General features: G+C 67.9%; 19 protein-coding genes and 1 pseudogene. 10 read left to right on the top strand and 10 right to left on the bottom strand.

All coding sequences use genetic code 11. The features are described from left to right. Window positions 1–9 precede the first annotated feature (9 nt). The 4 genes and pseudogenes from creC (at window position 10) to GLA29479_RS17075 (ending at window position 4,892) form a co-directional block, all read left to right on the top strand. Window positions 10–1,452: a two-component system sensor histidine kinase CreC gene (gene creC, locus GLA29479_RS17090; RefSeq protein WP_057972311.1), complete on the top strand. Its 1,443-nt coding sequence runs from the start codon at window positions 10–12 to the stop codon at window positions 1,450–1,452. A 121-nt stretch (window positions 1,453–1,573) separates the two neighbouring features. Continuing rightward, window positions 1,574–2,938 (top strand): annotated as a pseudogene (gene creD, locus GLA29479_RS17085) (cell envelope integrity protein CreD); the annotation flags it as partial. A 461-nt stretch (window positions 2,939–3,399) separates the two neighbouring features. Beyond that, entirely contained in the window at window positions 3,400–4,008 is a 609-nt protein-coding gene (locus GLA29479_RS17080) for a GNAT family N-acetyltransferase (RefSeq protein ID WP_057918655.1), read from the top strand. Next, window positions 4,005–4,892, top strand: a complete 888-nt coding sequence (locus GLA29479_RS17075) for a carbon-nitrogen hydrolase family protein (protein ID WP_057918654.1) — start codon at window positions 4,005–4,007, stop codon at window positions 4,890–4,892. Before GLA29479_RS17080 ends, GLA29479_RS17075 begins: the two co-directional genes overlap by 4 nt. 718 nt (window positions 4,893–5,610) lie before the next feature. Here GLA29479_RS17075 and GLA29479_RS17070 read toward each other — a convergent pair. Beyond that, window positions 5,611–6,162, bottom strand: coding sequence for a phosphatase PAP2 family protein (locus tag GLA29479_RS17070; RefSeq protein WP_057918653.1), 552 nt, complete (start codon window positions 6,160–6,162; stop codon window positions 5,611–5,613). Beyond that, entirely contained in the window at window positions 6,159–7,343 is a 1,185-nt protein-coding gene (locus GLA29479_RS17065) for a glycosyltransferase family 4 protein (RefSeq protein ID WP_057972310.1), read from the bottom strand. Before GLA29479_RS17065 ends, GLA29479_RS17070 begins: the two co-directional genes overlap by 4 nt. Before the next feature lie 235 nt (window positions 7,344–7,578). On the opposite strand from GLA29479_RS17065, the gene GLA29479_RS17060 reads away from it, so the two are divergent. Then, entirely contained in the window at window positions 7,579–9,102 is a 1,524-nt protein-coding gene (locus GLA29479_RS17060; protein ID WP_144436586.1) for an OpgD/OpgG family glucan biosynthesis protein, read from the top strand. Beyond that, a complete protein-coding gene (gene mdoH, locus GLA29479_RS17055; RefSeq protein ID WP_057972309.1) occupies window positions 9,099–11,018 on the top strand; it encodes a glucans biosynthesis glucosyltransferase MdoH in 1,920 nt (639 codons plus the stop codon). Before GLA29479_RS17060 ends, mdoH begins: the two co-directional genes overlap by 4 nt. Window positions 11,019–11,608: 590 nt before the next feature. Here mdoH and GLA29479_RS17050 read toward each other — a convergent pair. The 6 genes from GLA29479_RS17050 to GLA29479_RS17025 all read right to left on the bottom strand — a co-directional run bounded on the left by GLA29479_RS17050 (window position 11,609) and on the right by GLA29479_RS17025 (window position 20,021). Continuing rightward, window positions 11,609–11,887: a hypothetical protein gene (locus GLA29479_RS17050; protein ID WP_144436585.1), complete on the bottom strand. Its 279-nt coding sequence runs from the start codon at window positions 11,885–11,887 to the stop codon at window positions 11,609–11,611. Window positions 11,888–12,192: 305 nt separating this feature from the next. Beyond that, a complete protein-coding gene (gene ppx / locus GLA29479_RS17045) occupies window positions 12,193–13,722 on the bottom strand; it encodes an exopolyphosphatase (protein WP_057972307.1) in 1,530 nt (509 codons plus the stop codon). Between the two features lie 15 nt (window positions 13,723–13,737). Beyond that, complete coding sequence (ppk1, locus tag GLA29479_RS17040) at window positions 13,738–15,822, bottom strand: polyphosphate kinase 1 (RefSeq protein ID WP_057972306.1); 2,085 nt, start codon at window positions 15,820–15,822, stop codon at window positions 13,738–13,740. Window positions 15,823–15,840: 18 nt separating this feature from the next. Beyond that, window positions 15,841–17,199 (bottom strand): phosphate regulon sensor histidine kinase PhoR, encoded by a 1,359-nt coding sequence (phoR, locus tag GLA29479_RS17035; RefSeq protein ID WP_057918648.1) that lies wholly within the window; start codon window positions 17,197–17,199, stop codon window positions 15,841–15,843. Window positions 17,200–17,208: 9 nt separating this feature from the next. Then, on the bottom strand, window positions 17,209–17,916 hold the full coding sequence (gene phoB, locus GLA29479_RS17030) for a phosphate regulon transcriptional regulator PhoB (RefSeq protein WP_031373561.1): 708 nt from the start codon (window positions 17,914–17,916) through the stop codon (window positions 17,209–17,211). 467 nt (window positions 17,917–18,383) lie between these two features. Then, window positions 18,384–20,021 carry a M48 family metalloprotease gene (locus GLA29479_RS17025; RefSeq protein ID WP_057972305.1) on the bottom strand — a complete coding sequence of 546 codons (1,638 nt, stop codon included), beginning with the start codon at window positions 20,019–20,021 and terminating at the stop codon, window positions 18,384–18,386. 363 nt (window positions 20,022–20,384) lie between these two features. On the opposite strand from GLA29479_RS17025, the gene grxC reads away from it, so the two are divergent. The 4 genes from grxC (at window position 20,385) to GLA29479_RS17005 (ending at window position 24,282) form a co-directional block, all read left to right on the top strand. Further along, complete coding sequence (gene grxC / locus GLA29479_RS17020) at window positions 20,385–20,666, top strand: glutaredoxin 3 (protein WP_057918646.1); 282 nt, start codon at window positions 20,385–20,387, stop codon at window positions 20,664–20,666. Between the two features lie 292 nt (window positions 20,667–20,958). Continuing rightward, complete coding sequence (locus GLA29479_RS17015) at window positions 20,959–21,294, top strand: carboxymuconolactone decarboxylase family protein (RefSeq protein WP_082639039.1); 336 nt, start codon at window positions 20,959–20,961, stop codon at window positions 21,292–21,294. Between the two features lie 389 nt (window positions 21,295–21,683). Continuing rightward, a complete protein-coding gene (locus GLA29479_RS17010) occupies window positions 21,684–22,697 on the top strand; it encodes an isocitrate dehydrogenase (RefSeq protein ID WP_057972304.1) in 1,014 nt (337 codons plus the stop codon). A 235-nt stretch (window positions 22,698–22,932) separates the two neighbouring features. Further along, window positions 22,933–24,282 (top strand): Na+/H+ antiporter NhaC family protein, encoded by a 1,350-nt coding sequence (locus GLA29479_RS17005; RefSeq protein WP_057972303.1) that lies wholly within the window; start codon window positions 22,933–22,935, stop codon window positions 24,280–24,282. A 188-nt stretch (window positions 24,283–24,470) separates the two neighbouring features. On the opposite strand, the gene GLA29479_RS17000 is transcribed toward GLA29479_RS17005, so the two are convergent. Together GLA29479_RS17000 and gloB are read right to left on the bottom strand one after the other, a co-directional pair. Continuing rightward, window positions 24,471–25,724 (bottom strand): lytic transglycosylase domain-containing protein, encoded by a 1,254-nt coding sequence (locus tag GLA29479_RS17000; RefSeq protein ID WP_057973243.1) that lies wholly within the window; start codon window positions 25,722–25,724, stop codon window positions 24,471–24,473. 53 nt (window positions 25,725–25,777) lie between these two features. Further along, a complete protein-coding gene (gene gloB, locus GLA29479_RS16995; protein WP_057918642.1) occupies window positions 25,778–26,563 on the bottom strand; it encodes a hydroxyacylglutathione hydrolase in 786 nt (261 codons plus the stop codon). Window positions 26,564–26,878: the final 315 nt, after the last annotated feature.

Raw genomic sequence — 26,878 nt, 5'->3', positions numbered from 1 at the left:
GGCGCCCCGATGCGGATCGGCCTGCGGATCTTCCTGGGGTATTTCCTGATCGTGGCGGTGGCCGCGCTGCTGCTGGCGCGGGTGTTCGTCGCCGAGGTCAAGCCGGGCGTGCGCCAGGCCATGGAAGACACCCTGGTCGACACCGCCAACGTGCTGGCCGAGCTGGCGACCGACGATTTCGTCGCCGGCCGCATCAACCAGGGCGATTTCGCCAAGCGCGTGCGCGCGCTCGGCCAGCGCGACGTCGGCGCTGCGATCTGGGGCTTCCGCAAGCGCGCGGCGAACTATCGCGTCTACATCACCGACGCGCGCGGCATCGTCGTGTTCGACAGCAGCGGCCAGGATGTCGGCCAGGACTACTCGCGCTGGAACGACGTTTATCTGACCCTGCGGGGGCGCTACGGCGCGCGTTCCAGCGCGACCGACCCCGGTCATCCGGAAACCACGATCATGCACGTGGCCGCGCCGATCCGCGCCGACAACGGCCAGGTCATCGGTTCGCTGACGGTGGCCAAGCCGAACAGCGCCATCGCGCCCTTCATCGCCCGCAGCCAGACCGTGGTGACGCGCTGGGGCTTCGTGCTGATGGGCGCGGCGCTGGCGATCGGCCTGGGCGTGTCGTGGTGGCTGTCGCGCCAGATCGGCCTGCTGCGCCGTTATGCGCATGCGGTCACCGCAGGCGATCGCGCCACGCCGCCGCGCGCGGCCGGCGAGTTCGGCGAGCTGGGCCGTGCACTGGAGACGATGCGCACGCGCCTGGAAGGCAAGCAGTACGTCGAGCAATACGTGCACACCCTGACCCACGAGATGAAGAGCCCGCTCGCGGCGATCCGCGGCAGCGCCGAACTGCTCGAATCGCCGCCCGGCGATGCGCCGATGCCGGATGCCGACCGCGCCCGTTTCGCCGCCAGCATCCGCGGCCAGGCCGAGCGCCTGGCGCAGATGATCGACAAATTGCTGGCGCTGGCCGCGGTCGAACACCGCCAGCGCCTGGAGCGGCCCGAGCCGGTCGCCTTGGCGGCGATCGTGCGCGAGGCGCTCGAACAGTGCAGCCAGCGCCTGGACCGGTCCGGCGCCAAGCTGCTGCTGGATCTGGAGCCGAACCTGCCGCCGGTGCGCGGCGACGCCTTCCTGCTGCGCCAGGCGCTGATCAATCTGATCGATAACGCCGCCGATTTCTCGCCGCGCGGCGGCGAGATCGTGCTGCGCCTGCAACGCGAAGGCGAGTACCAGCGCGTCGACATCAGCGACCGCGGCCCCGGCATTCCCGACTATGCCTTGAGCCGCGTGTTCGAACGTTTCTATTCGCTGCCGCGTCCGTCCGGCGGCAGCCGCAGCAGCGGCCTGGGCCTGTGCTTCGTCGCCGAGGTGGCGTCCTTGCACGGCGGCGAGACCGAGCTGGTCAACCGCGAAGAGGGCGGCGCCCGCGCCAGCCTGATCGTGCGCGGCTGAGTCCGCTGCGGCGCCGGAACCGCGCTTCACCATTGCTTCACCGATGCCACACGCATACGCCATCGCGCCCCCGCACAGGCGGCGCAACCTGCCGTCCAACGTCGCGGACAGGGAGTACGACATGCGTGTGTGGTTGAAGATGCTGATGGTGCTGGGGATGACCCTGGCGATACTGATTCCGCTGCTGATGATCGGCGGCGTCATCGATGAGAGACAGACTTACCGCGCCCAGGCGGTGGCCCGCATCGCGCGCAGCTATGCCGGCGCGCAGGCGTTCTCGGGGCCGGCCCTGGTGGTGCCGTACGAAGATTCCTGGGTCGAGACGGAGAAAGACCTCGACGGCACGGTCAAGCGCGTCCAGCGCCGCGAGCAAGGTCGCTGGACCTTCTTCCCGAACAAGCTCGACGTCGAAGGCGAGATCGTCCCGAAGGTGCGTAAGCTCGGCCTGCACCAGGTTCGTGTCTACGAATGGAAGGGCAAGGCCAAGGCCGACTTCGCCGCGACCATTCCGGCCGACCCGGTGCTGAGCGCGGACCAGGTCGAATCCGGTCGTCGCCGGGTGATCGGCCGTCCCTGGCTGAGCTACGCCTTCGCCGACGTGCGCGGCCTGCGCAATCCGAAACTGCGCCTGGACGGTGCCGAGACCACCATCGAGGACGGCCTCGGCGCCCGCGACGGCGGCGGCATCCATGCGCGCCTGGCGGTGCCGGCGCCGGGCAGCTCGTTGCGCTTGCAGACCGATCTCGACTTCGCCCTGGGCGGCACCGAATCGCTGGCGCTGGTGCCGTTGGGCAAGAACAACCGCTTCGCCCTCAGCTCCACCTGGCCGCATCCGAACTACGGCGGCAGCTTCCCGCCGCATTCGGACGACATCGGCGACCAGGGCTTCCGCGCCGAATGGCAGGTCTCGTCGGTGGCGACCAATGCCCAGCGCCAGTACCTGGCCGGTTCGATCCTGCCGACGGTGGTGGTGGCCGGCGACGACGAAATCGGCAACGAGCCCGGCGGCGACATCAACGCGGTGCAGGTGACCTTGAAGGATCCGGTCAACGTCTACTCGCAGGCCGATCGCGCGACCAAGTACGGCCTGTTGTTCGTGCTGCTGACCTTCGTCGGTTTCTTCATGTTCGAGTTGATGAAGCAGTTGCGCATCCACCCGATCCAGTACGGCCTGGTCGGCCTGGCCCTGGCGATCTTCTTCCTGCTGCTGGTCAGCCTGAGCGAACACTTCGCCTTCGGCCTGGCCTATCTGGCCGCGAGCGTGGCCTGCATCGGCCTGCTGGTGTTCTATCTGAGCGCAGTCTTGCGCAGTCTGGTTCGCGCCCTGGGGTTCGGTGCCATGTTGACCACGCTCTACGGCGCGCTGTACGGCCTGCTGATCTCGGAAGACAACGCCTTGGTGCTCGGCGCCGGCCTGCTGTTCCTGATCCTGGCGGTGTTGATGATGGTGACGCGCAAGGTCGACTGGTACCAACTCGGCGGTTCGGCGCCCAAGCGCGTGCCGGATCCGCCGAAGGCCGAAGCCCTGCGTACCCCGGTGGCCCAGGCCGCGGGCAACCCGCCGGACCTGCCGCCTCACCGCGGCGAGTAAGCGAGCGATGCGGCGCGGCGACGGGCAGGGAGGCCCGCCGCCGCGCCGTTTTACCATCGGGATAACCTTGGTTGGCGCACACTGCGATCGCACAGGGAATACGGACGCTTGCGTCGAGACTCTGGATCCCCGCTTTTGCAGGGCTGACGATTCAAGAGTCGTAGCGCTGCTTCCTACCGTCGTTCCCGCGAAGGCGGGAACCCAGGGCTTCACAGCGACATGGCGCTGAAGTCTCTGGATCTTCACGTTCGCGGGGATGAGGGACCGAGGAGTCGCAGGAACCGTTCGCGTCGACGGATCGACGCTCCAGGGCCCGGCCACTGCCGGCCCGTTCACGCGTTGACTAAGATGCTCACATGAAGACTCCCATGCCCGAGATCCACACCTACAGCGGTGCCGAGATCACGCCTTATCTGGGGGCCATCGCCGCCCTGCGTATGCAGGTGTTCCGCGATTGGCCGTATCTTTACGACGGCGATGTCGCCTACGAGGCGAACTACCTGCGGACCTATCGCGAATCCTGGCGCAGCATCGCGGTGCTGGCTTTCGACGGCGGTCGCATCGTCGGCGCTTCGACCGGCTTGCCGATGGCCGACGAAACCGCCGAGCTGCGCGTCGCTTTCGAAGGCGGTCCGATCGATGTCGAGCAGGTGTTCTACTGCGGCGAATCGGTGTTGCTGCCCGAGTACCGCGGGCGCGGCATCGGCCATCGTTTCTTCGACGAACGCCAAGCGCACGCGCGCGGGCTCGATGGATTCCGCTGGACCGCGTTCTGCGCGGTCGAACGCAACGCCACCGACGGCCGCAAGCCGGCGTTCCATCGCGGTAACGAGGAATTCTGGAGAAAACGCGGCTACGTCCATCGCCCGGAGCTGCAGGTCTCGCTGCCATGGCGGGAGCTCGGGCGCGGCGAATGCCCGCATACCTTGAGCTTCTGGCTGCGCCCCCTGGAACGCGTGCAATGAGGGTGGCGGTCGCGAAATACACGATCGGCGCGCCGCGCAGCTTCGCCGAGTTCGCCGACAAGCAGGCCCAGTGGCTCAGCGAAGCGCGCGCCAGCGGCGCCGAGGTGGCGGTGCTGCCGGAGTACCTGGCGCTGGAGCTCGGCGCGAGCTTCGGCGCGGCGACCCAGGGCGACCTGCATGCCTCTCTGGTCGCGATCCAGGCCTATCGCCGGGCCTGGCTGGACCTGTTCGGCCTGCTCGCGCGCGAACTGCGCCTGCACGTGATCGCCGGCAGCTTCCTGCTCGATCTGGGGCAGGGGCGGTATCGCAACCGCAGCGACGCCTTCGCCCCCGACGGTGGGCGCTTATGGCAGGACAAACTGCAACTGACCGGCTTCGAGAAACAGGCCGGTGTGATCGAAGCCGGCGATGCGCTCAAGACCTTCGAGATCGGCATGCAGCGCGCCGGCATCGCGGTCTGCTACGACATCGAGTTTCCGCTGCCGGTGCGCGCGCAATGCGAAGCCGGCGCACGCCTGTTGTTGGCGCCGAGTTGCACCGACACCGAAGCCGGTGCGACCCGTGTGCGGGTGGGCTGCCTGGCGCGTGCCCTGGAGAACCGCAGCTTCGTCGCGCAAGCGGTAACGGCCGGCGAAGCCTTATGGAGCCCGGCCCTGGACACGAACACGGGCGAGGCGGCGATCTATGCGCCGATGGACGTGGGCCTGCCGGCCGATGGCGTCCTGGCGCAGACCCGTGCGGGCCAGCGCTGGGCCTATGCCGACCTGGATTTCGCCGCGCTCGAAGCGAGCCGCGCACGGGCGCAGGTGGCGAACGATCGCGATTGGACGGGGCAGGGCGCGCCGGCGATTGCGCGGGCGCGAGTGGAGGGGTGGGAAAGGTAGGTGGGGTTCGTTAGACCAGTTTTGCTCTGGCCTTGCTTTTGCTTTTGTATTTCGGGTTTTGCTGTGCGTCGTGTCGAACTTGCGAAGGCAATGGAAGACCCGGAGGGCGGCGCGCAGGGATGCGCGCCGTTTTTCATCGGGACAAGGATGTCCCGTATGAAAAAGCCCCGCGGAGGCACCGCTCGTGCGGGCCTGTGATTCAAAGAAAAGCATTTTTCTTTGGTTACCTTTCTTTTGTTGCTTATGACAAAAGAAAGTAACCCGCCGCTTTAGTGGCGGAAGCTTTTGGCGTTTGATCTTGGTCTTTGAAAAGCCTGAAGCAAGAGCAGAGCTTCCGTCCGCTGACGCGGCCGGGTTACTTTCTTTTGCTGGCCCAAAAGAAAGATAACCAAAGAAAAGGCCTTCCTTGACAAAGCTCCCCTGCGAGTACACCGCTCGCGCCGAGATTTTCCGATAAGACGTCCCTGTCTTATCGGAAAACGGCGCACGTCCTGTGCGCCGCCCTCCGGGTCTACGATCGCATCGCGAGTTCGCTACCGCGCCAAGCTAATGCGGCAACGGCAACGGCAACGGCAACGGCTGCCTGTCGCTCGGTTCGGGCCGATGCCGGGCGCGGAACCAACGCGGTCGCGGCTTGCGCCGCTCCTACCCTGAAGCCGAAGCACTGGGGTAGGAGGGCGCAAGCCGCGACGCGAAAGCCGCCGGTCGCCGCGAACGATCAACCGAACAGCGAAACCCCAGGCACCAGCCATAGCGAAAATCCGGCCAGGCTGGATCCGATCACCGTCGCGGCCAGTACGTCGCTGGGGTAATGCAAGCCCAGCACCACGCGCGAGGCGGCGACGCTCGCGGTGAAGGGGATCAGCAACCACGCCAGCATCGGGTAGTGCGCCATCGCCACCAGGCTGAAGGCCACCGCGTGCAAGGTGTGGCCGGACGGGAAACTGAACTCGTCCAGCGGCGCGACCCAGGCGTGGATGCGCTGGTCGGAGGCGAACGGGCGCGGGCGCCGGGTCCAGCGCTTGAGCAGTTTGTACAGCGCCAGCGCGATCACCCCGGTCGCAGCCAGATGCGCGGAGGCGCGCAGGCCGTCGTAGCCGTCGGCCAGGATCAGCGCGGCCATCAGCGCGTACCAGAACACGCCGTCGCCGAGGCGGCTGACCGCGGCGAAATAGGCGCGCGAGCCGCTGCGTTCGCCGAGGCGATTGGCGCGCAGGCACCAGCCGGACTCGCCGGCGATCAGACGTTTGCGCAACGGCAGACGGTTCATACGACCTCCTGGGTCGGTTTGCTTTCGTCGTTGATGCGGCGGGTCGTGCGGTTGTGCGGGTTGCGTTCGGCCAGGCCGTGCAGCAAGGCATCGAAATCGGCCGCGACTTGTTCCGGGCGCAGGCCGCTGATCGCTTCGCGGCCTGCGCGGGACATTCCCGCGCGCAAGGCGTCCTCGCTGCCGATGCGTACTGCCGCAGCGACGAAGCCGGCGTCGTCGCCGTCGGCGATGGCCGCGCCGTGGACGCCGTCGCGCAGATGTTCGTGGGCGGCGCCGTAGTCGAAGGCGACCGTCGGTACGCCGCTGGCCATGGCTTCCAGGGTGACGTTGCCGAAGGTTTCGCTGTGGCTCGGAAACAGGAACAGGTCGCCGCTGGCGAAATGCTCGGCCAGGGTCTCGCCGCGCTTGAGTCCGCAGAAGATGAAATCCGGGTTGTCGCGCTGCAGCTTCTCGCGCGCCGGCCCGTCGCCGACCCAGACGAAGCGCGCTTCCGGGCGCATCTGCTGCAACGAGCGGAACGCGCGTACGGCCAGCTCGAGGTTCTTCTCCGCAGCGATGCGGCCTACGTAGATCGCGGCCAGGCCGCTTTCGTCCAGGCCCCATTCGCGGCGCAGTTCGGCGCGGCGGCGGCAGGGGTCGAACAGCACGGTGTCGACCGCGCGCGGCAGCCGTACCACGTCCTCGAAGCCCTGGCCGCGCAGAAATTCGACGAGTTCGCGGGTGGGTACGAGGGTGGCGTCGGCGCCGTTGTGGAAGCGGCGCATCCAGCGCAGGGCGGTGCCGACCAGGAACGGCGCGCCGTAGTCGCGCATGTACTCGTCGAAGCGGGTGTGGAAACCGGTCGCCGCGGGGATGCGCAGGCGCCGGGCCGCGCGCAGCGCCGACCAGCCGAGCGGGCCTTCGGTGGCGACGTAGACCGCATCGGGGCGATGGGCGCTCCAGGCCTGGGTCAGGCGCCCGGCGCAGGGCAGGCCGAAGCGCAGGCCCGGGTAGCGCGGCAGCGGCAGGCCCTTGACCAGCAACTCGTGGGCGGCGCCGTCCTGGGCTTCGCCGTGCTGGCGCGGACGCACCAGGCCGACCTCATGGCCGCGCGCACGCAGACCCTGCTCCAGACCCTGTACGGTCAGGGCGACGCCGTTGATTTCCGGCGGATAGGTCTCGGTGACGATCGCGTAGCGCATGCGCGGCTCCCGGTTTGGGCAAGCCTGGGTGCGGTCCATGTCCCGGCCGTGGCGGGGCGATGACAGGGCGGTGACGTGGTCGGAGCGGCCGCGTTCATGTGACGCAATCGGCGTTTTGGCGTGTGTTCGGAGCTGAAAACCCGCGAGTCAATGCCGTCATGCAAGGGCCATGTTCCGGAGTGTTAACAACCCGATCCCTACAATCGCCCGGTTTATCCCCCTTCGAAGGTGGCGTGTGCACCGACGCGAATTGATCAAGGCCGGGCTGTCCCTGCCGCTGGCCGGCCTGGCCGGGGGCGGGCTGCCGTGGGCGGCGATGGCTGCGGCCGGCCCCGGCCGGGCTTTCGACGCCGCCACGGTGCCGGGCCTGGCGCGCGCGCTGGCGGCCAAGCCTTATCGGCCGGCCGATGCCGACCTGCCCGAGGCGCTGGCACGGATCAAGTACGACACCTACCGCGATATCCGTTTCGATCCCAAGCAGGCCTTGTGGAAAGCCGAAGGCCTGCCGTTCCAGTTGCAGTTCTTCCATCGCGCGTTCCTGTTCAAGCATCGGGTCGACATTCACCGGGTGCACGGCGGCCTGGCCACGCCGGTGGTGTATCGGCCGCAGATGTTCGGCTTCGGCAGCGCGCCGAAGCCGACCCAGGACGACCTGGGCTTCGCCGGCTTCCGCGTGCACGCGCCGATCAACCGCGGCGATTACTTCGACGAGGTTTGCGCCTTCCTCGGCGTGAGCTATTTCCGAGCGGTCGCCAAGGACCTGCTGTACGGTCTGTCGGCGCGCGGCCTGGCGCTGAACACCGGCGCCGGCAACAGCGAAGAGTTTCCGGTGTTCACCGGCTTCTGGATCGAACAGCCGGCAGCGGGCGCCAAGCAGATCATCGTGCACGCGCTGATGGACAGCCCGAGCGTGTCCGGGGCGATGCGTTTCGCGATCACGCCCGGCACCGAGACGGTGTTCGACACGCAACTGCGTCTGTACCCGCGCGTCGCCCTCGATCGGGTCGGCATCGCGCCGCTGACCAGCATGTATCACTTCGATGCCACCGATCGCGTCGGCGTCGACGACTTCCGCCCGGCGGTGCACGACTCCGATGGCCTGGCCCTGCACAACGGCGCCGGCGAACAGATCTGGCGCCCGCTGCGCAATCCCAAGACCTTGCAGGAAAGCGCGTTCCAGGACCGCCGCCCGCGCGCGTTCGGCCTGATGCAGCGCAAGCGCGGCTTCGCCGATTATGCCGACAGCGAAGCGCACTACGAGCGCCGCCCGAGCCTGTGGGTCGAGCCCGTCGGCGATTGGGGCGAGGGTGCGGTGCATCTGATCGAAATCCCGACCGGCGACGAGTACCACGACAACATCGTCGCCTTCTGGCGGCCGCGCGCGCCGCTCGCGGCCGGGCGCGAACATCGCTACGACTACCGCCTGCACTGGTGCGCGAAACATGCCTGGAAGCCGGCGCAGGCGACGGTCAGCCGTACCCGCATCGGCGCCGGCAACGGCGCGGCGCGGCGGATCGTCATCGATCTCGACGGCGGGCGCCTGGGCCAGCTCGCCGCCGACGCCAAGCCGCGCGCGGTGGTTTGGGCCTCGGCCGGGCGCATCGCCAACGCGATCGCCCATCCCAACACCGGCACCGGCGGCTGGCGAATGTCGTTCGAACTCGAACCGGGTACTGCCCGCTCGGTCGAGTTGCGTGCGGTGCTCGAAGACGGCGACGGCCCCCTTTCCGAAACCTGGCTTTATCGTTGGACTGCATGAACTCAACCGTCGCTCCCCCGCAACGATCCCTCTCCGTGCCGTTCGAAGCGCTGCCCCCGGAATCGCCCCTGGCGATGCCGGTGCAATCGCTGAGCAGCGGCGAACGTTCCGGCAACGCCTTGCCGAGCGAGCCGAAGGGCATGGCCCTGCGCCGCCTGTACGTGATCGGCGGCGCAGCGCTGCTGACTCTGGTCGCGGCCTACCACATCCTGCGCGTGCTCTACGTCGGCGGGCTGAACCTGCTCGAAGGCGTGCTGTTGCTGCTGTTCGTGGCCTTGTTTGCCTGGATCGCGCTGGCCTTCACCAGCTCGCTGGCCGGGTTCGCCCTGATCCTGTCGCGGCGACGTTGGCGCCTGGGCCTGAAACAGGGCGGCGAACTGCCGGCGCTGGGCGAGCGCACCGCCCTGCTGGTACCGACCTATAACGAAGACCCCGAGCGGCTGATGGCCGGCCTGCAGGCGATCTACGAATCGGTCGCCGCCACCGGCCAGCTCGATCGCTTCGATTTCTTCATCCTCAGCGACACCACCAAGGAACCGATCCGCCAGGCCGAGATCCGCGCCTTCCATTCCTTGCGCGAGCGAACCGGCGGCCAGCAGCGCATTTTCTATCGCCGGCGCAAGAACAACGCCGAACGCAAGGCCGGCAACATCGCCGAATGGGTGCGCCGCTTCGGCGCCGCCTATCCGCAGATGCTGATCCTCGACGCCGACAGCCTGATGACCGGCGAAGTCATCGTGAAACTGTCGAGTGCGATGGAACGCCACCCCGACGTGGCGCTGATCCAGACCCTGCCGATGATCGTCAACGGCCAGACCTTGTTCGCGCGCATGCAGCAGTTCGCCGGCCGCGTGTACGGCCCGGTGATCGCCTACGGCATCGCCTGGTGGCATGGCGCCGAGAGCAACTACTGGGGCCATAACGCCATCATCCGCACCCGCGCCTTCGCCGAACACGCCGGCTTGCCGGAACTGCGGGGCCGCAAGCCGTTCGGCGGCACCGTGTTGAGCCACGATTTCGTCGAGGCCGCCCTGATGCGCCGCGGCGGCTGGGCCTTGCACATGCTGCCGGGCCTGGTCGGCAGCTACGAGGAAGGTCCGCCCTCGCTGACCGACATGCTGGTGCGCGACCGCCGCTGGTGCCAGGGCAATCTGCAGCACACCGCGGTGCTGCCGGCGAAAGGCCTGCACTGGATCAGCCGCATGCACCTGCTGATGGGCATCGGCCATTACTTCACCGCGCCGATGTGGGCGGTGATGATGCTGATCGGCCTGGCGATTCCGCTCGACAAGGCCGGTTTCTTCAATTGGGAAAGCGCGCGCCTGCCTGGCTTTTCGCCGAGTGATTACTGGCGCGACCAGGACCCTCAGCGCGCGCTGTGGGTGTTCGTGGCGACCATGGCGGTATTGCTGACGCCGAAGGTGATGGGTTTCATCACCATGTTGCTCGACGGCAACACCCGGCGCGGCTGCGGTGGTGCGATCCGCGCGTTCTTCAGCATGATCCTGGAGACCCTGCTGGCGGCGTTGATGGCGCCGATCACGATGTACGTGCAGTCGCGTGGCGTCGCCGAGGTGCTGTCGGGCAAGGACTCGGGTTGGGAGTCGCAGCGTCGCGACGACGGCAGCCTGCCGCTGTCGGGATTGATCCGCAGCTACGGCGGCCTGACCCTGTTCGGCCTGCTGATCGGCGCGATGGCCTATGTGGTGTCGCCGCCGCTGGCGGCGTGGATGTCGCCGGTGATCATCGGCCTGGTGGTATCGATCCCGGTGGTGGCGCTGACCTCGGCGCGTGGGCCCGGTCTGTGGCTGCGTCGGATCGGGATCTTCCGCATTCCCGAGGAGATCACCCCGCCGCCGGTATTGGTGAGGGCGAAGCAGTTGCGGGCCGAGGCGGCGCAGCGTTCGGCGGGGTGATTGCTGTTCTGCGTTGTATATCGTTGGCGTCAGAAGCTGCGCTTTCGCGGCGATCTGCTTCGTCGTTTCCCTGTAGGAGTGGCGTGAGCCGCGACCACGGGACGCGCAGCAGTTGCATCGCTGTGGTTATCCATCGAAGCCGCGTGCTTTCGCGAAGGGTAGGAGCGGCGTCCTACTGGATTTCCTTCGGTCACAAGCCGCGACCGCGCTGTGATGGTCTTGCGGCGCAACGCTCAAGCAAGACCAAGATCTAGATCAAACGCCAAAAGCTTCCGCCACTAAAGCGGCGGGTTACTTTCTTTTGTCATAAGCAACAAAAGAAAGCTAACCAAAGAAGTTGCTTTTCTTTGAATCACCAGCCTGTACGAGCGATGCCGACGCAGGGATCTACATACGGGACATCCCTGTCCCGATGAAAAACGGCGCGCATCCCTGCGCGCCGCCCTCCGGGTCTTCGATTACCTTCGCTAGTTCGAGACGTCGCACAGCAACATCCAAAGCCAAAGTAGGGCTGAGGTCGACGCCATCTACGGATCATCGCCGCCCGAATTCACGGTCGCGGCTCGCGCCGCTCCTACCCAGCGACGGTTTCAGGCTTCGATCGGCAGCGACGGCGGCGGAATCTCCGTGCGTTCCGTGGTCGCGGCTCGCGCCGCTCCTACAGTGGTCGTGTCGGCGAGGTTGCGATCTCCGATGACCTTGCCGTTGCCGTTGCTGTTGCTGTTGCTGTGCGTCGCTTCGTACTCGCGAAGGATTATAGAAGACCCGGAGGGCGGCCCGCATGGATGCGGGCCGTTTTTCATCGGGACATGGATGTCCCGTATGAAAAAGCCCTGCGTCGGCATCGAACGCGCGGGCTTGTGATTCAAAGAAAAGCATTTTTCTTTGGTTACCTTTCTTTTGTTGCTTATGACAAAAGAAAGTAACCCGCCGCTTTAGTGGCGGAAGCTTTTGGCGTCTGATCTGGACCTGGACCTGGACCTGGACCTGGACCTGGACCTGGATCTTGATCTTGCTTGAGCGATGCGCTGCAAGAACGAAACGGCGCGGTCGCGGCTTGTGACCGAAGGAAATCCAGTAGGACGCCGCTCCTACCCTGCGGAAGCACGCCGCTTCGATGAGCGACATCGGCGTTGTTGCCTCTGCGCGCGCCGACGCAGCACGCGCAGCCGACTCATGCCCCCAGCAGCTTCAACGAAATCCCCAGCCCCGCCATATCCTGAGGCTCGCCTTCGAGGTCGGCATGGATCAAAGGCCGCGACTCAAGCCAGCGGCGGGACACGGTCAGGGTCAGGGTGTTGCCGTCGCCATGGGCATCGAGCTGCGGGATGGGATCGGATTCGTGGGCGCGGTGCAGCAGCACCGCCAGGCGCAACAAGGCCGAGCTGCGGCGTACCGCCGACAGCAGGCGGTCGGGCAGGGCGTCGAAGGCGGATTTGGGGATGCCGCGGCGGTGGGTGCGTACCAGAGCAGCGAGGAACTGCTGCTGCTGGCGCGAGAAGCCGGAAATGTCGGAGTTCTCGATCACGTACGAGCTGTGCACGTGGTACTGGCTGTGGGCGATGGCCAGGCCGAGTTCGTGCAGGCGCGCGGCGCGTTGCAGCATAAGGCGGTCGTCGGCATCCAGGCGCCAGCTTTCGGCGACCTGGTCGAACAGGCGCAGCAAGGTCGCTTCGACGCGCGCGGACTGCTGTTCGTCGATGCCGTAGCGGTTGACCATCGCCTTGACCGCGGCATCGCGCGGGTCGTCGGCGCCGCCGCGGCCGAGCATGTCGTAGAGCACGCCTTCGCGCATCGCCGCCTTGCTGATCGCCATGCGCTGCAGGCCGAGCACGTTGAACGCGGCTTCCAGGATCAGGATGCCGCCGGCGATGATCGGGCGGCGGTCGGCCGACAGGCCGGGCAGGTCGATTTCGTCGATGCGGTCGGCCTGGAGCAGGCGCTCGCGCAAGTGCGGCAGGGCATCGGCGATCACCGCGCCCTTGGTCAGCTTCATCGCCGCGCAGATCTCGCCGATGGCCTTGTTGGTACCGGACGCGCCCAAGGCCTCGTGCCAGCCCAGCGAGCGGTAGGTGCCGGCGAATTGCTGGAATTCGGCCGAGACCTCGGTCAGCGCATCGCGCCATTTCTTCTTCGACAGCTTGCCGTTCTCGAAGAAGCGGCGGGTGGTGGCGACGCAGCCGACCTGCAGGCTTTCGCGCTCGATCGCCTCGAAGCCGCTGCCGATGATGCACTCGGTCGAGCCGCCGCCGATGTCGATGACCAGACGGCGTTCGCCGGGCTTGGACGGTTGCGCGTGGGCGACGCCGAGATAGATCAGGCGGGCCTCTTCGCGGCCGGACACGACTTCGATGGCGTGGCCGAGCGCGGATTCGGCCGGCATCAGGAAGGCCTGCGGCGCGGCCAGGCGGCGCACGGTGTTGGTGGCCAGCGCGCGCACGCGCTGCGGCGGCACGTCGCGGATGCGCTGGCCGAAGCGCGACAGGCAGTCCAGGGCGCGCTGGCGGACCTCAGGGGCGAGGCCGCCCTTGCGGTCCAGGCCTTCGGCCAGGCGCACGGTCTCGCGCAGCCGGTCGACGGTGCGCAGCTGCCCGAGCACGTAGCGGGCGACCACCATGTGGAAACTGTTCGACCCCAGGTCGACGGCGGCGAGCAGGTCGCCGTCCTGGAGCGGCAGGCGGGTGGTCGGGAAAATATTGTTCATGTGCGGGATTTTCGTTTATCCGCACAACTTGGCCAACAGGGTCGCCTGTGCCGAGTGGGGCATTGCGCCTTCCTCGGGTACGACGCGCAAATATTGACCGCTGGCTTGCAGCTCCCAGGCGTTGAGGTTGTCGGCGAGGTAATTGGACAGCGCCTCGTCGAAGACGCGGGCGCGCAGGTCGTGATCGAGGATCGGGAAACCGGTCTCGACCCGGCGCAGCAGGTTGCGTTCGAGCCAGTCGGCGCTGGAGCAGAACAGGTCCGGCGCGCCGTCGTTGGCGAACCAATAGACCCGGTGGTGCTCGAGGAAACGGCCGACGATCGAACGCACGCGGATGTTGTCGGAGATGCCTTCGACGCCCGGGCGCAGGGTGCAGGCGCCGCGCACGATCAACTCGATCTGCACGCCGGCCTGCGAGGCCTGGTAGAGCGCACGGATCACCTGCGGCTCGTTCAATGCGTTCATCTTGGCGACGATGCGCGCCGGCTTGCCGGCGCGGGCGTGCTTGGTTTCGCGGTCGATGCGCTTGAGCACCCCGGCGTGCAGGGTGAACGGCGATTGCAGCAGGCACTTGAGCTTGAGCGACGGCGCCAGCCCGGACAGCTGCTGGAAGATCAGATGCACGTCGTTGCCGATGTCCGGATCGGCGGTGATCAGGCCGAAGTCGGTGTAGGCGCGCGCGGTGCCGCTGTGGTAGTTGCCGGTGCCCAGGTGCACGTAGCGGCGCAGCTTGCGGCCCTCGCGGCGCACGATCAGCAGCATCTTGGCGTGGGTCTTGTAGCCCACCACGCCGTACACGACCTGCACGCCGGCCTCCTGCAGGCGGTCGGCGAGGCCGAGGTTGGCCTCTTCGTCGAAGCGCGCGCGCAGCTCGACCACCACGGTCACGTCCTTGCCGTTGCGCGCGGCCTGGACCAGTTGTTCGACGATCGGCGAATCCTTGCCGGCGCGGTACAGGGTCTGCTTGATCGCCAGTACGTGCGGGTCTTCGGCGGCCTGGCGGATCAGCTCCAGCACCGGCGAGAACGCATCGAAGGGGTGGTGCAGCAGCACGTCGCCGTCGGCGACGGTGTCGAACATGCTGTCCACCCCCGGCAGCACGCGCTGCTGGTAGGCCGGGAACTTCAGTTCCGGGCGCTGGACCAGGTCGTACACCTGGATCACGCGGTTGAGGTTGACCGGGCCGTTGATGCGGTAGACCGCGTTCTCGGGCAGGTCGAAATTCTCCAGCAGGGTGCGCACGATCGGCTTCGGGCACTGTTCGGCGATTTCGAGCCGCACCGCGCGCAGATAACCGCGGCCGATCAGCTCGTCGCGCAGCGCCAGAGCGATGTTGTCGACCTCTTCCTCGTCGACCAGCAGCTCGGAATTGCGGGTGACGCGGAACTGGTAGGCGCCCTTGACCTCCATGCCCGGGAACAACTCGTCGACGAAGGTCGACAGCACCGAGGACAGGAACACGAAGTCGTGCTTGCCGCCGGAGACGTTCTCGGGCAGTTGGATGATGCGCGGCAGCGAGCGCGGCGCGCGCACGATGGCCAGGTTACCGGCGCGGCCGAACGCGTCCTTGCCTTTCAGCACGACGACGATGTTGAGCGACTTGTTGAGGATCTTCGGGAACGGGTGCGCCGGGTCCAGCCCGAGCGGCGACAGCACCGGCATGATCTCGTCGCGGAAGTAGGCGCGCAGCCAACGGGTCTGGCGCGCATTCCAGGAATTACGGCCGAGCACGCGCACGCCGGCGTCGCTGAGCGCCGGGCGCAGCACGTCGTTCCAGCATTCGTACTGCGATTTGACCAGTTCGGCGGCGCGGTCGTGGATGCGCGACAGCACGGTGGCGGGGGCCAGGCCGTCGGGGCCCGGCGCCAGGCCGAGGTCCTGGGCATGACGCATGGTGCCGGCGCGGATCTCGAAGAATTCGTCGAGGTTGGTGCAGGAGATGCACAGGTACTTCAGGCGCTCCAGCAACGGCACCTGCGCATCCTGGGCCTGCGCCAGGACGCGGAAATTGAAATCCAGCTGGGACAGTTCGCGATTGAAGTACAGGGCGCTGTCGCGCAGCGGATCGGTGTCGAGCGGGGTGTCCGTCATCGCATTCATGGCGCTGCTGCAGATTTCCTAAGGCAGGACGTCGGGGAGAGTATCGGCGAATGCATCTTGGTAAGCGTCGCGGCGGCGGATCCGGTCGATGCCGAAGTGACAGGCGAAGGTGCTGCCGCGGCCGACTTCGCTGGCGATCTCCAGCCGCGCCTGGTGCAGGTTCAGCACGTGCTTGACGATCGACAGGCCCAGGCCGGTGCCGCCGCTTTCACGCGAGCGGCTGGTCGAAACGCGGTAGAAACGCTCGGTGATGCGCGGCAGGTGCGCGGCCGGGATGCCGTAGCCGCTGTCGACCACTTCGAGCACCGCGCCGCGGGCGATGCCGGCGCTTTCCGGGCGGAAGCGGATGCGGATCGTGCCGCCGGCGGGGGTGTAGCGGATCGCGTTGCTGACCAGGTTGGAGAACGCGCTGTGCAGTTCCTTGTTGGAGCCGAACAGGTCGACCCCGGCCAGATCGTCCATCGCGATCTCGTGCCGACCCTGGCTCAGCGCATTGGCTTCGCGCTTGAGCGTGGACAGCATCGAGGCCATCGCGACGATTTCCTCGGCCGGCAGGCTGTCCTGCGATTCCAGCCGCGACAGGGTCAGCAGGTCTTCGACCAACTGAGTCATGCGCTGCGACTGGCGTTGCATTTCCGCCAGCATCGGCGCCCAATCCGGGTGTTCTTCCGGATCGAGCAGGTCCAGATAGCCGTGCACCACGGTCAGCGGCGTGCGCAGTTCGTGCGAGACGTTGGCGACGAAGTCGCGGCGCATCTGCTCGAGTTGCAGCAGGCGGCTGACGTCGCGCGCGACCAGCAGCCAGAGGTTTTCCGAGTACGGGATCAGGCGCAGGCTCAGGGTGATCGCCGGGTTCCACGGCGAGGCCGCTTCCAGCGGCTCGGCGTTGCGGCCCGAGGCCAGCCAGTGCGCCAGTTGCAGCGGCTGCAGGCGTTGCACCACCGGCGCGCCGATGTCGCGCGGGTAGCGCAGGCCGAACAGGCCGGTGGCGGCCTCGTTGAACCACTGGATGCGCTGGCTGTTGCGTTCGACCACGACGATGGCGTCGGGCATGGCCGCGGCGGCGGCGCGATAGGCGCGCAGCATCTCGATCAGGCGGCGCTTGCGCCCGCGCATCTCGGCCTGGCTGCGGTGCAGCAGGCGATCGAGTTCGTTCCAGATGCCTTCGCCGAGCGGCGGGGTGAGGCGCTGGCGCGCGGTCAGGCGGATCAGCACTCGGCGCAGCCGCCAGTAGTGCCAGGCGACGACGCCGAGCGCGGCGAACGTGACCACCGGCCAGGGATAGCCGATCAGCACGCCGAGCACGGCGGCGCCGACCAGGATCAGGGCGAGCTGACCGAGGGTGCGGAACCAGGCGGAGCGTGCGCGGGGAGGCATACCTCCAGCTTACGCGGCGAGCGAGGCGGAAAAACGATACCCCGCGCCGCGTACGGTCTGGACCATGCCGTCGAGGTGATGCGGCTCGAGGGTCTTGCGCAGGCGTCGGATGTGCACGTCGACCGTGCGCTCTTCGACGTAGACGCTGCCGCCCCAGACGTGGTCGAGCAACTGGGTGCGCGAGTACACGCGTTCGGGGTGGGTCATGAAGAAATGCAGCAGTCGGTACTCGGTCGGGCCGATCTGCACCGGCTGGTCGCCGCCTTCGCCGTGGGCGAAGACGCGGTGGGCGGCGCCGTCGATGCGCAGCGGGCCGACGCCGACGCTGCCGTCCTCGTCGTCTTCGCGCGAGCGTCGCAGCACGGCGCGAATGCGGGCCAGCAGTTCGCGCGCGGAGAACGGTTTGACGACATAGTCGTCGACCCCGGCTTCGAGGCCGCCGACGCGGTCGTTCTCTTCGCCGCGCGCGGTCAGCATGATGATCGGGATCTCGCGGGTCAGCGATTCCTTGCGCCAGCGTCGGGCCAGCTCCAGGCCGCTGGTGCCCGGGAGCATCCAGTCGAGCAGGATCAGGTCGGGGACGCGATCGGCGATCGCGGCCTGGGCCTCGCGGGCATCGCCGGCATGGACCGGGTCGTATTCGCCCTTACGCAGGGCAAAGGACACCATGTCGCGGATGGCGGGTTCGTCTTCGACTATCAAGATGCGCTTCTGCACACGGTCACCGAGGGGGAGGCGGGAGGGCTCGTCCTTGAAACGGCGCCAGTACACTACCGTTTTATGACTACTCCATGACAAGGCCCCGGCTGCATTACCGGCTTTGTGATGCGCCGCGCTTCCCCAGCGCGTTTTCGCGATATTCGGGGCAAATGGCGCTTACGCTGGATTGGCGGCGCTTTCGCCGCCGTTGCCGTCGTAATGCGCGACGCTGAAGTTTGGCGTTCAGATGACATCGCGATGGCAGGCTGTGGCCCGATGGCCCGCAGATGGCGGCCCGGCGACGCTGCCGTGGCGCTACCGTGGCGGCCGCATGGCGGCTGGTTCCGTACGGGCCGACTCCTTAGCGCACGGCTGAAACTCGCCCGCTTTGGCAAAGGGAGCTGCGCCTCGAGCCTGCCCGAAGCCTGGCCTGGACCGGCGGTGCGGGGGAGTGCCGTTGCTGTCGCAGCGGCCCCCAGGCAGGCCTAGCGCCGCTTAAGGTCCTCGTCGCGCACGCCCTGGCGCTTGAGCTCCAGCACGGTCGGGGTGATCGCGGCGATGCGGGCCTCGATGCGGGCGCGGGCGTAATAGTCGAGGTCCGGATTGCGCTTGAGCGTGTTCAGCTGGACCAGGGCCTGCTCCGGGCGGCCGCGCAGATAGGCGGCTTCGGCATAGGCCTCGCCGGCCCGGATCGAGTCGCCGGCGATCTCGCAGGCACGGGCGAACAACTGCTGCAGCAGCGGGTCGTCGCCGCCCTGGCCGAACAGCGGCCGCAGCACGGCCTGGGCACGCTGGCCGCCGGCCGGTGTGTTGCGGTCGGTCAGGACCTTGGCGTAGCCCAGGGCGATGGCGCGGTTGTTCGGGGTCTGGCGCAGCAATGCCTCGAAGCGGACGTCGGCCGCGGCGGTCTTGCCGGTCTGGGCCTCGGCTTCGGCCAGGGCCAGGCTCAGCCAGACCTGGCCGGGGTGCTTCTGCAGCAATTCGTTCAACACCGGCACGGCCGCGCCGGACTGGTTGGAGCGCATCCGCGCCAGGGCCATGCCGTAGCGGCGGGCGTCGCTGTCGCCGCCGAGGCGCTCGTACTCGCGCACCGCTTCGCGCGGGGAGACCGCGCTGAGCACGCGCAGGCGCTCGCGGGCGAACTCGAACACGCCGGTGCTGCCCGAAGTGAGCGATTGATCGAGCAGCTTCAGCCCGCTCGGCAGCAAGGGGTTGTCGGTGCCGCTGGCGTTGTCGGGCAGGGTGAACGGCGCCTTGGGGATGCGTTCGACCCGGGTCGCGTTCGGCGTGGCGGTGACCGCGGTCAGGCTGTTCTTGCCGGCGATCTGTTCGGCGCGTTCCTTGGCTTCGCCGATGCGGGTGGTGGTGACCGGGTGGGTCATCAGGTAGTCCGGCGTTTCGCCGTACCAGTTGGCCGCGTTGCTGCGCGAAACCACCTGCATGCGGGCGAAGAAGTCCGCCATCGCGGTCGGGTCGTAATGGCTGCGCGACAGGGTCTGGATGCCGATCCGGTCGGCCTCGGATTCGTTCGAGCGGGTGTAGTTGATCTGGCGCTGCTGCATCAGGCCCAGGCCCGAGGTGATCGCGGCCATGGTCGCGTCGTCGGTCGAATTGGAACCGGCGCTCTGCGCGGCGACGATCGCGCCGAGCATCGCCAGCAGGATCGGCAATTGGTCGCGCTGGGCGCGCTCGACCCCGCGCAGCACGTGCTGCTGGGTGACGTGGGCGACTTCGTGCGAAATCACCGCGGCGACCTCGTCCTCGCGTTCGGCGGTCAGCACTAGGCCGGAGTTGACGCCGATATAGCCGCCGAGGGTGGCGAAGGCATTGATCTGGCGCTCGCGCAGCATGAAGAAGGTGAAAGGCTGGGTCGGCTTGTCGCTGTTGGCGGCGAGGCGGGTGCCGAGGGTATCGAGCCAGCTGTCGATGAGCGGGTCTTCGAGCAGGTAGTCGTAGTGGCGCAACTGCGCCAGCATCATCGCGCCGTACTGGCGCTGTTTGGCCGGCGTCAGCAGTTCCGCCGCCGACGAGCCGATGTCGGGCAGCTTGGAGTCCTGCGCGCTCGCGCAGACGCTGCCGAGGGCGAGGGTGACAGCGGCGGTGAGCAGGGCGATGCGACGCAAGCGGTGAGTCCTCGGGAGCAGACGGATGATGGCGGGCGGATGACGGGGTGCGAAAGCTTGGATTGCGAAAGCCGGGGCATTCGCGGCGGATGCATGGCAGGATGCCGCCCGGGCCGCGGGACGGCGTGAATGCGTCGTTAACTCAGGGGTTCAACGCCCGATCGCCGCATTCGGGGTCGTCCTGGACGCCGGGTGGCAAGGGGGTCGAGCGCTCGACCCGACGCCGCCGTATTGGCTGGCGTACTGGTTTGGCGTATCGGGCCGCGCGGGACTGCGTTCCATCGACGAACTTTAAACTCCCCGCTGACGTATCCATATTCGACCGCAAGACCACCCCAGAGTTCAGGCCGCAGGAGAACCGTTTTGAGCGACACCGCCCCCCAACCGCCGTCGATCGTGATCTATACCACCGCGATCTGCCCGTATTGCGTCGCCGCGAAGAATTTCCTCAAGAGCAAGGGCCAGGAGTGGACCGAGGTCCGCATCGACCTGGACCCGGCCGAGCGCGAGAAGATGATGGCGCTGACCAAGCGCACCAGCGTGCCGCAGATCTTTATCGGGCAGACCCACGTCGGCGGCTACGACGACATGATCGCCCTGCATCGCGCCGGCGGCCTGGAGCCCTTGCTGGCGGGGGTGAGCTGACGCGCCAGGCGGCACTGCCGCCTGCGTCAGCGAACGCCCGGCCAAGGATGGCCGGGCCGGACGATCCGCAGCCGAGGCCGTACCGCCATGGACGGCAGCCGCGTACCCCTTAAGCGACCCTGCCGCCTGCGTCTGCGAACGCCCGGTTAAGGACGGCAGCCGCGTACCTCTTATTCAAGGAACCCGTGTGAGCAACGACCGTACCGACGACACCGCCGCCCCGAACGACAGCGACCGAGTCGCCCCGAGCGACAGCGACCGAGTGGCCGAGTTCACCGCGTTCCGCAAGCGCATGAACGAACGCATCCTGGCCGAACCGAACCAGGTCGTGCGCCGTTTCTTCGCCCTGGATACGCAGACTTACCAGCCCGGCGCGCTCGACCTGAAGACCAAGGAACTGCTCGGCCTGGTCGCCTCGATGGTGCTGCGTTGCGACGACTGCATCAGCTATCACGTCGCCCAGTGCAAGGACGCCGGGGTTAATCGCGACGAGATGTTCGAAGCGTTCTCGGTCGGCCTAGTGGTGGGCGGTTCGATCGTGATCCCGCATCTGCGCCGCGCGGTCGATTTCCTCGACAAGCTCGAACAGGGCGAGGCCGCTGCGCCGGCCGGCCACGACCACGGCTGAGCGGGCGCTATTGCTGTAGGAGCGGCGTGAGGCTCGACTGAGGGTGGGGCGGGGGAGATGCGCTGGGCCAAAGCGGATGGTGGCGGTGGTCTTTCGTGTTCGGCGCTTGGGGGCTTCGGGCTTCGGGGGCTGCGCTTGCGTGCACTTCTTCGGTTGGTCGCGGCTTGCGCCGCTCCTACCCTGAGGAGCAGGGGCAGGGCGGCCGTTGCTGAACGCGCGGCCGCTGCGCCGAGTCGCGCCGCCGGCTGCGCCGAATCGGGCCGTTCGCCGCCCCCGACCAAGGTCCAGTACTCCCCCGAATGCAGCGGGGGGCCGCTTCCGGCATAATTACGGGGCTCACACCTCGTGCGCCGCGCCGCTTGCGCCGCGCCCTACTGCTGGAAATTCTCATGACGCAAACCATTACGGTCATCCGTGGCGACGGCATCGGCCCCGAGATCATGGACGCCACCCTGCACGTGCTCGACACGATGAACCTGGGCCTGTCCTACGAATTCGCCGATGCCGGTCTGGTCGCGCTGGAAAAGCACGGCGAGCTGCTGCCGGCGGCGACGATGGACTCGATCCGCAAGAACCGCATCGCCCTCAAGAGCCCGCTGACCACGCCGGTCGGCGAAGGCTTCAGCTCGATCAACGTCGAGCTGCGCAAGCGCTTCGACCTGTACGCCAACGTGCGTCCGGCCAAGTCGTTCCCGAACACCAAGTCGCGTTTCCCCTCGGGCGTGGACCTGATCACGGTGCGCGAGAACACCGAAGGCGCCTACATCGGTGAAGGCCAGTCGCTGTCGGAAGACGGCGAGACCGCGATGCTGACCCAGAAGATCACCCGCCGCGGTTCCGAGCGCATCGTTCGCTACGCCTTCGACCTGGCGCGCCGCACTGGCCGCAAGAAGGTCACGGTGGTGCACAAGGCCAACATTCTCAAGTCGACCTCGGGCCTGTTCCTGAAGACCGCGCGCGAAGTGGCGCAGCAGTATCCGGACATCCAGTGCAACGAGATGATCGTCGACAACACCTGCATGCAGTTGGTGATGCGTCCGGAGCAGTTCGACATCATCGTCACCACCAACCTGTTCGGCGACATCATCTCCGACCTGTGCGCGGGCCTGGTGGGCGGTCTCGGCCTGGCGCCGGGCGCCAACATCGGCACCGACGCGGCGATCTTCGAAGCCGTGCACGGCTCGGCCCCGGACATCGCCGGCAAGGGCATCGCCAACCCCTGCGCCCTGCTGCTGGGCGCGGCGCAGATGCTCGACCACCTCGGCCAGCCGGAAAAGGCGACCGCGTTGCGCGAGGCGATCATCGCCACGCTCGAAGCCAAGGATTCGCTGACCCCGGACTTGGGCGGCGAAGGCAACACGATGTCGTTCGCCAAGGCCATCGCGGGCCGCATCGCGGCGTAAGCGGCGGGCCATCGCGAGACCTCTGCAGGGCGCCTTCGGGCGCCCTGTTTCGTTTGGGGAGGCCCTCATCCGCCCCTCGCCTTGGCGGGGCAGGCGCTGCCGGCCGGGGGAGGGCAAGCCAGGCCTCGGCATCCCCGCTAGCATGGCCTCGACGCAGCATTCCACCGCCAGCACTCGACAAGCGTGATGCTGCGCTGCAAAATCGCCAGGTTTTCTAATCCATTCGGATGAAGCGATGAATCAACCGCTCCGCCCCGGCGCTCCGCTGTCCCCCAGTGCCTGGGCGCTGACGCCGCTGCTGGTGTTCCTGGCCCTGTTCTTCGGGGCCGGGCTGTATTTCACCTCGCACGGCGACGCCATGGGCTTCTACCAACTGCACGCGCCGGTCGCGATCCTGCCGGCGCTGGCGTTGGCGGCGTTCATCGCCTGGCGGCGCGGGATCAAGCCGCTGGACACTCTGCTGTCGGGCATGGGCGATCACAACGTCGTGCTGATGTGCCTGATCTTCCTGCTCGCCGGCGGCTTCGTCGAAGTGTCCAAGGCGATCGGCGCGGTCGACGCGATCGTCGCCCTCGGTGTCGGCAACGTGCATCCGGCCTTGCTGCTGCCGGCGCTGTTCGTGGTCGCCGGTTTCATTTCGCTGTCGCTCGGCACCTCGATGGGCACGATCGCCGCGGTCGCGCCGATCGCGCTCGGCGTGTCCGACGCCTCCGGCCTGGATCGCGCGCTGGTGCTCGGCGCGGTGATCGGCGGCGCCACCTTCGGCGACAACCTGTCGGTGATCTCCGATACCGCGATCGTCGCCAGCCGCACCCAGGGCTGCACCATGCGGGAGAAATTCCGCGAGAACCTCAAGCTGGCGCTGCCGGCGGCGATCGGCACCCTGGTGCTGCTCGGCTTTCTCGGCGAAACCGCGCCGGTGACCACGCCCGACGCGGTGTCGCCGTGGCTGATCCTGCCGTATCTGGTGGTGCTCGGCCTGGCCATCGCCGGGGTCGATGTGATCATCGTGCTGAGCATCGGCCTGGTCATCGCCGGCTTGTTCGGCGTGTTCCTGGCCGAGGATTTCGGCTTCGCCGCCTACACCGCGCACATCTGGGACGGTTTCGAGAGCATGGTCGAAATCACCTTGCTGTCGTTGCTGGTCGGCGGCCTGGGCGCGTTGATGAAAGCCGCCGGCGGCCTCGCCTGGCTGGCGCAGGTGATCGGCAAATTCGCGCGCGGCCATCGCAGCCGCCGTGCCGGCGAGATCAGCATCGCCGCGCTGTCGGCGACCAGCGACGTGTTCACCGCCAACAACACGGTCGCGATCCTGATCAGCGGCGGCCTCGCCCGCGACGTCGCCCAGCAGCACGGCGTGCCGCCGGCGCGCGCGGCGAGCGTGCTCGACATCTTCGCCTGCGTGACCCAGGGCGTGTTGCCCTACGGCGCGCAGATCCTATTGGCTGCTTCGTTGAGCCAGGTCTCGCCGTTGGCCTTGGTCGGCAACGTCCACTACAGCTGGCTGCTCGGCGGCATCACCCTGTTGACGATGCTGTGGCCGTCGCGTCGGCGCAGCGGGGCCGACGCCACTGCGGCAACGTAAACGATCCGTCCGATCCCGCCGCGCGCTCAGCGCAGGCGCTCCGACAGAGCCCGGCATGTCCGGGCTCTGTGCGTTTTGGTGTCTGCACGTCGAATGGTCGAAGCGATTGGGGTCGTGCGTAACGAGCGATGGAGCGCCAGGGCGATGTCTCTACGCAGCAACCTAGTCGCGCGCGATGCCGCTGCCGATCAATCCGCGCCGTTCGGCGCATCGATCAACAAGGCCTGGCCGGGCTTGAGCACCGCTTTGGCGCCTAGGCCGTTGCGCTTGAGCAGGTCGGCGACGCGGATGCGGTAGCGCTTGGCGATGGTCCAGGCGTTGTCGCCGCGGCCGACGGTGTGGCGACGCGGGCTGGCGTTCGCAGCGGGTTCGTCGTTCTTGGCGACGGCGACTTCGGCCGAACCGGTGGTGACGGCGTCGGCGGCGGTTTCGCCGGCCTTGGTGCGGGTGCCCGGCGGCGTTTCGATGCCGGCGATGGTCAGATCGGACGCGACCGGAGCAGGCGCGTTCGCCGTGCCCGCGGCGACGGCAAGCAAGGGCGCGCGGCGGGCGCCGGAGCGGCCGACCGCGCCGTTAGCGAACACCGGGTTGAGGCGGCGCAGTTGCGCCGCGTCCTGGCCGGTGCGCGCGGCCCAGCTGTCGATGTCGCCGACTTCGGACGGCAGCGTCACTGCCTGCAGACGCGGCACCGGCCGATCCAGAGCCTGCAGCCATTCCTCGCGGTCGTCGGCTTGTTCCATCAGGCACGACAGCGCATGCAGTTTGCGTACGTAGGCCTGGGTGATGTCGGACAGGCCAGCGAGCTGGTCGGGGCGGGCATTGGCCGCGGTCTGGCCGTTGCGCTTGAGCGCGTTGAGGATGCGGTATTCGCCGGCGTTGTAAGCCATCACCGCCAAGCGCCAGTCGCCGCCGAACATGCCATGCAAGGTCTTGAGATAACGCACCGCGGCCTGGGTCGAATCGACCGGCGACAAGCGGCCGTCGTAACCCTCGCGCATCGGAACGCGATGGTTGCGCGCGGTCAGGGCGATCATCTGCCACAGCCCGGCCGGGCCGGCGGCGCTGCGCGCGCCGGGGCGGTAACCGCTCTCGACGAAGGGGATCAGGGCGTATTCGGTCGGCAGATGCGCTTCGCGCAAGGCATCGACCACGTAGCCGAACAGCGGCAGCAGGTCGTCGTCGGAACGGGCCAGGCGTTTGGGCGCGGCGGCGAAGTGTTGGCGCCAGCGGGTGCTCGCACCGGGTTCGCAGCTCGGGTCGGCCAGGCCCTCGCGGAAGCGTTGATAGATGTCGCGACCGTTGCGGGTCGGCTCGGCGGCTGGGTCGGCTTGCGGGGCCGTTGCGACTGGGGTCGTCTTGGCTGCCGGCGCTTCCGCCGCCGCCGCTCGCGCGGTGCCGGCCGCGCTCAGCCACAACGCGGCGGACAGGCCCGTGAACAGCAGGCCGGCGGACAGCGCCGCACGCAACGGTGCGCGGCGCAGGGCGTGACCCCGCTTCAAGCGCGGAACCCGTCTTTCCAACGCCGCAACTCGGCGAAGGTCTGGACTTCGTCCTCGGGCGGGTGGCCCAGGCGCGAGGTGATCGCGCGCAGCACCCCGGCTTCGCGGGTGCGCAGGAAGGGGTTGGTCGCGCGCTCGTCGAGGAGGCTGCTGGGAACGGTGGGACGACCGGCGTTGCGCATGGCCTGAGCCTGTTCTATGCGGCGCCGCAGCGCCGGGTTGTCGGGTTCCACCACGCTCGCGAAGGCGGCGTTGGACAGGGTGTATTCGTGGCCGCAGCAGACCCGGGTCTCGTCCGGCAGGGCCGCCAGGCGGGTCAGCGAGACCAGCATCTGGGCGGCGGTACCTTCGAACAGGCGGCCACAGCCCAGGCTGAACAAGGTGTCGCCGCTGAACAACAGGCGCTCGTCGCCATGGGCGCCGCGGTCCAGGTAATAGGCGATGTGGCTGCGGGTATGGCCCGGCACGGCCAGGACGTCGAGGGTCCAGCCGGCGACGTGCAGCTTCACGCCCTCGTCGACGCGGGCGGTCGCGCTGAGGATGCGTTCGTCGTCGGGGGCGAACACCGGGATCTCCGGCCAGCGCTCGCGCAGGGCGGTGGTGCCGCCGATGTGGTCGTCGTGGTGGTGGGTCAGCAGGATCCCGACCGGGCGCAGGCCGTGCGCGGCCGCGGCCATCACCGGCGCGGCGTCGCCGGGGTCGACGATCAGCGCCGATTCGTCGTCGCCCGACAGGGCCCAGATGTAGTTGTCGCTGAGAGCGGGCAGGGCGAGCAACCGCATCGTCGGTCTCCTGGCGGGCGCGGGCGGGACGGACCGCTTCGCGGGCTGGGTGGGCCGGGAAGGCCCGGGCAGGGCCGGATAACGATTTGCCTGACGCGGCCCGGGGGCGCACAGTCGGGGTATTCGCAAGCCCCGTGCCGTCCTGGCCCGATGCCTTCCGAGACTCCTGTCGAGAACCGCGACCATGCCCGCCCTGTCCCACGGCCGTCAACCCGACCACGACCCCGACTGTCCGCTCAACTGGTTCGGCGAGGTGGTCGGGCAGGGGCTGCTCGAGGTCGAGGCCGCGGCCATGGCCCGGGTGCTCGCGGCCAG

The organism is Lysobacter antibioticus (assembly GCF_001442535.1).
Classification (GTDB): domain Bacteria; phylum Pseudomonadota; class Gammaproteobacteria; order Xanthomonadales; family Xanthomonadaceae; genus Lysobacter; species Lysobacter antibioticus.
This window is presented reverse-complemented; position numbering and strand designations above follow the sequence as displayed.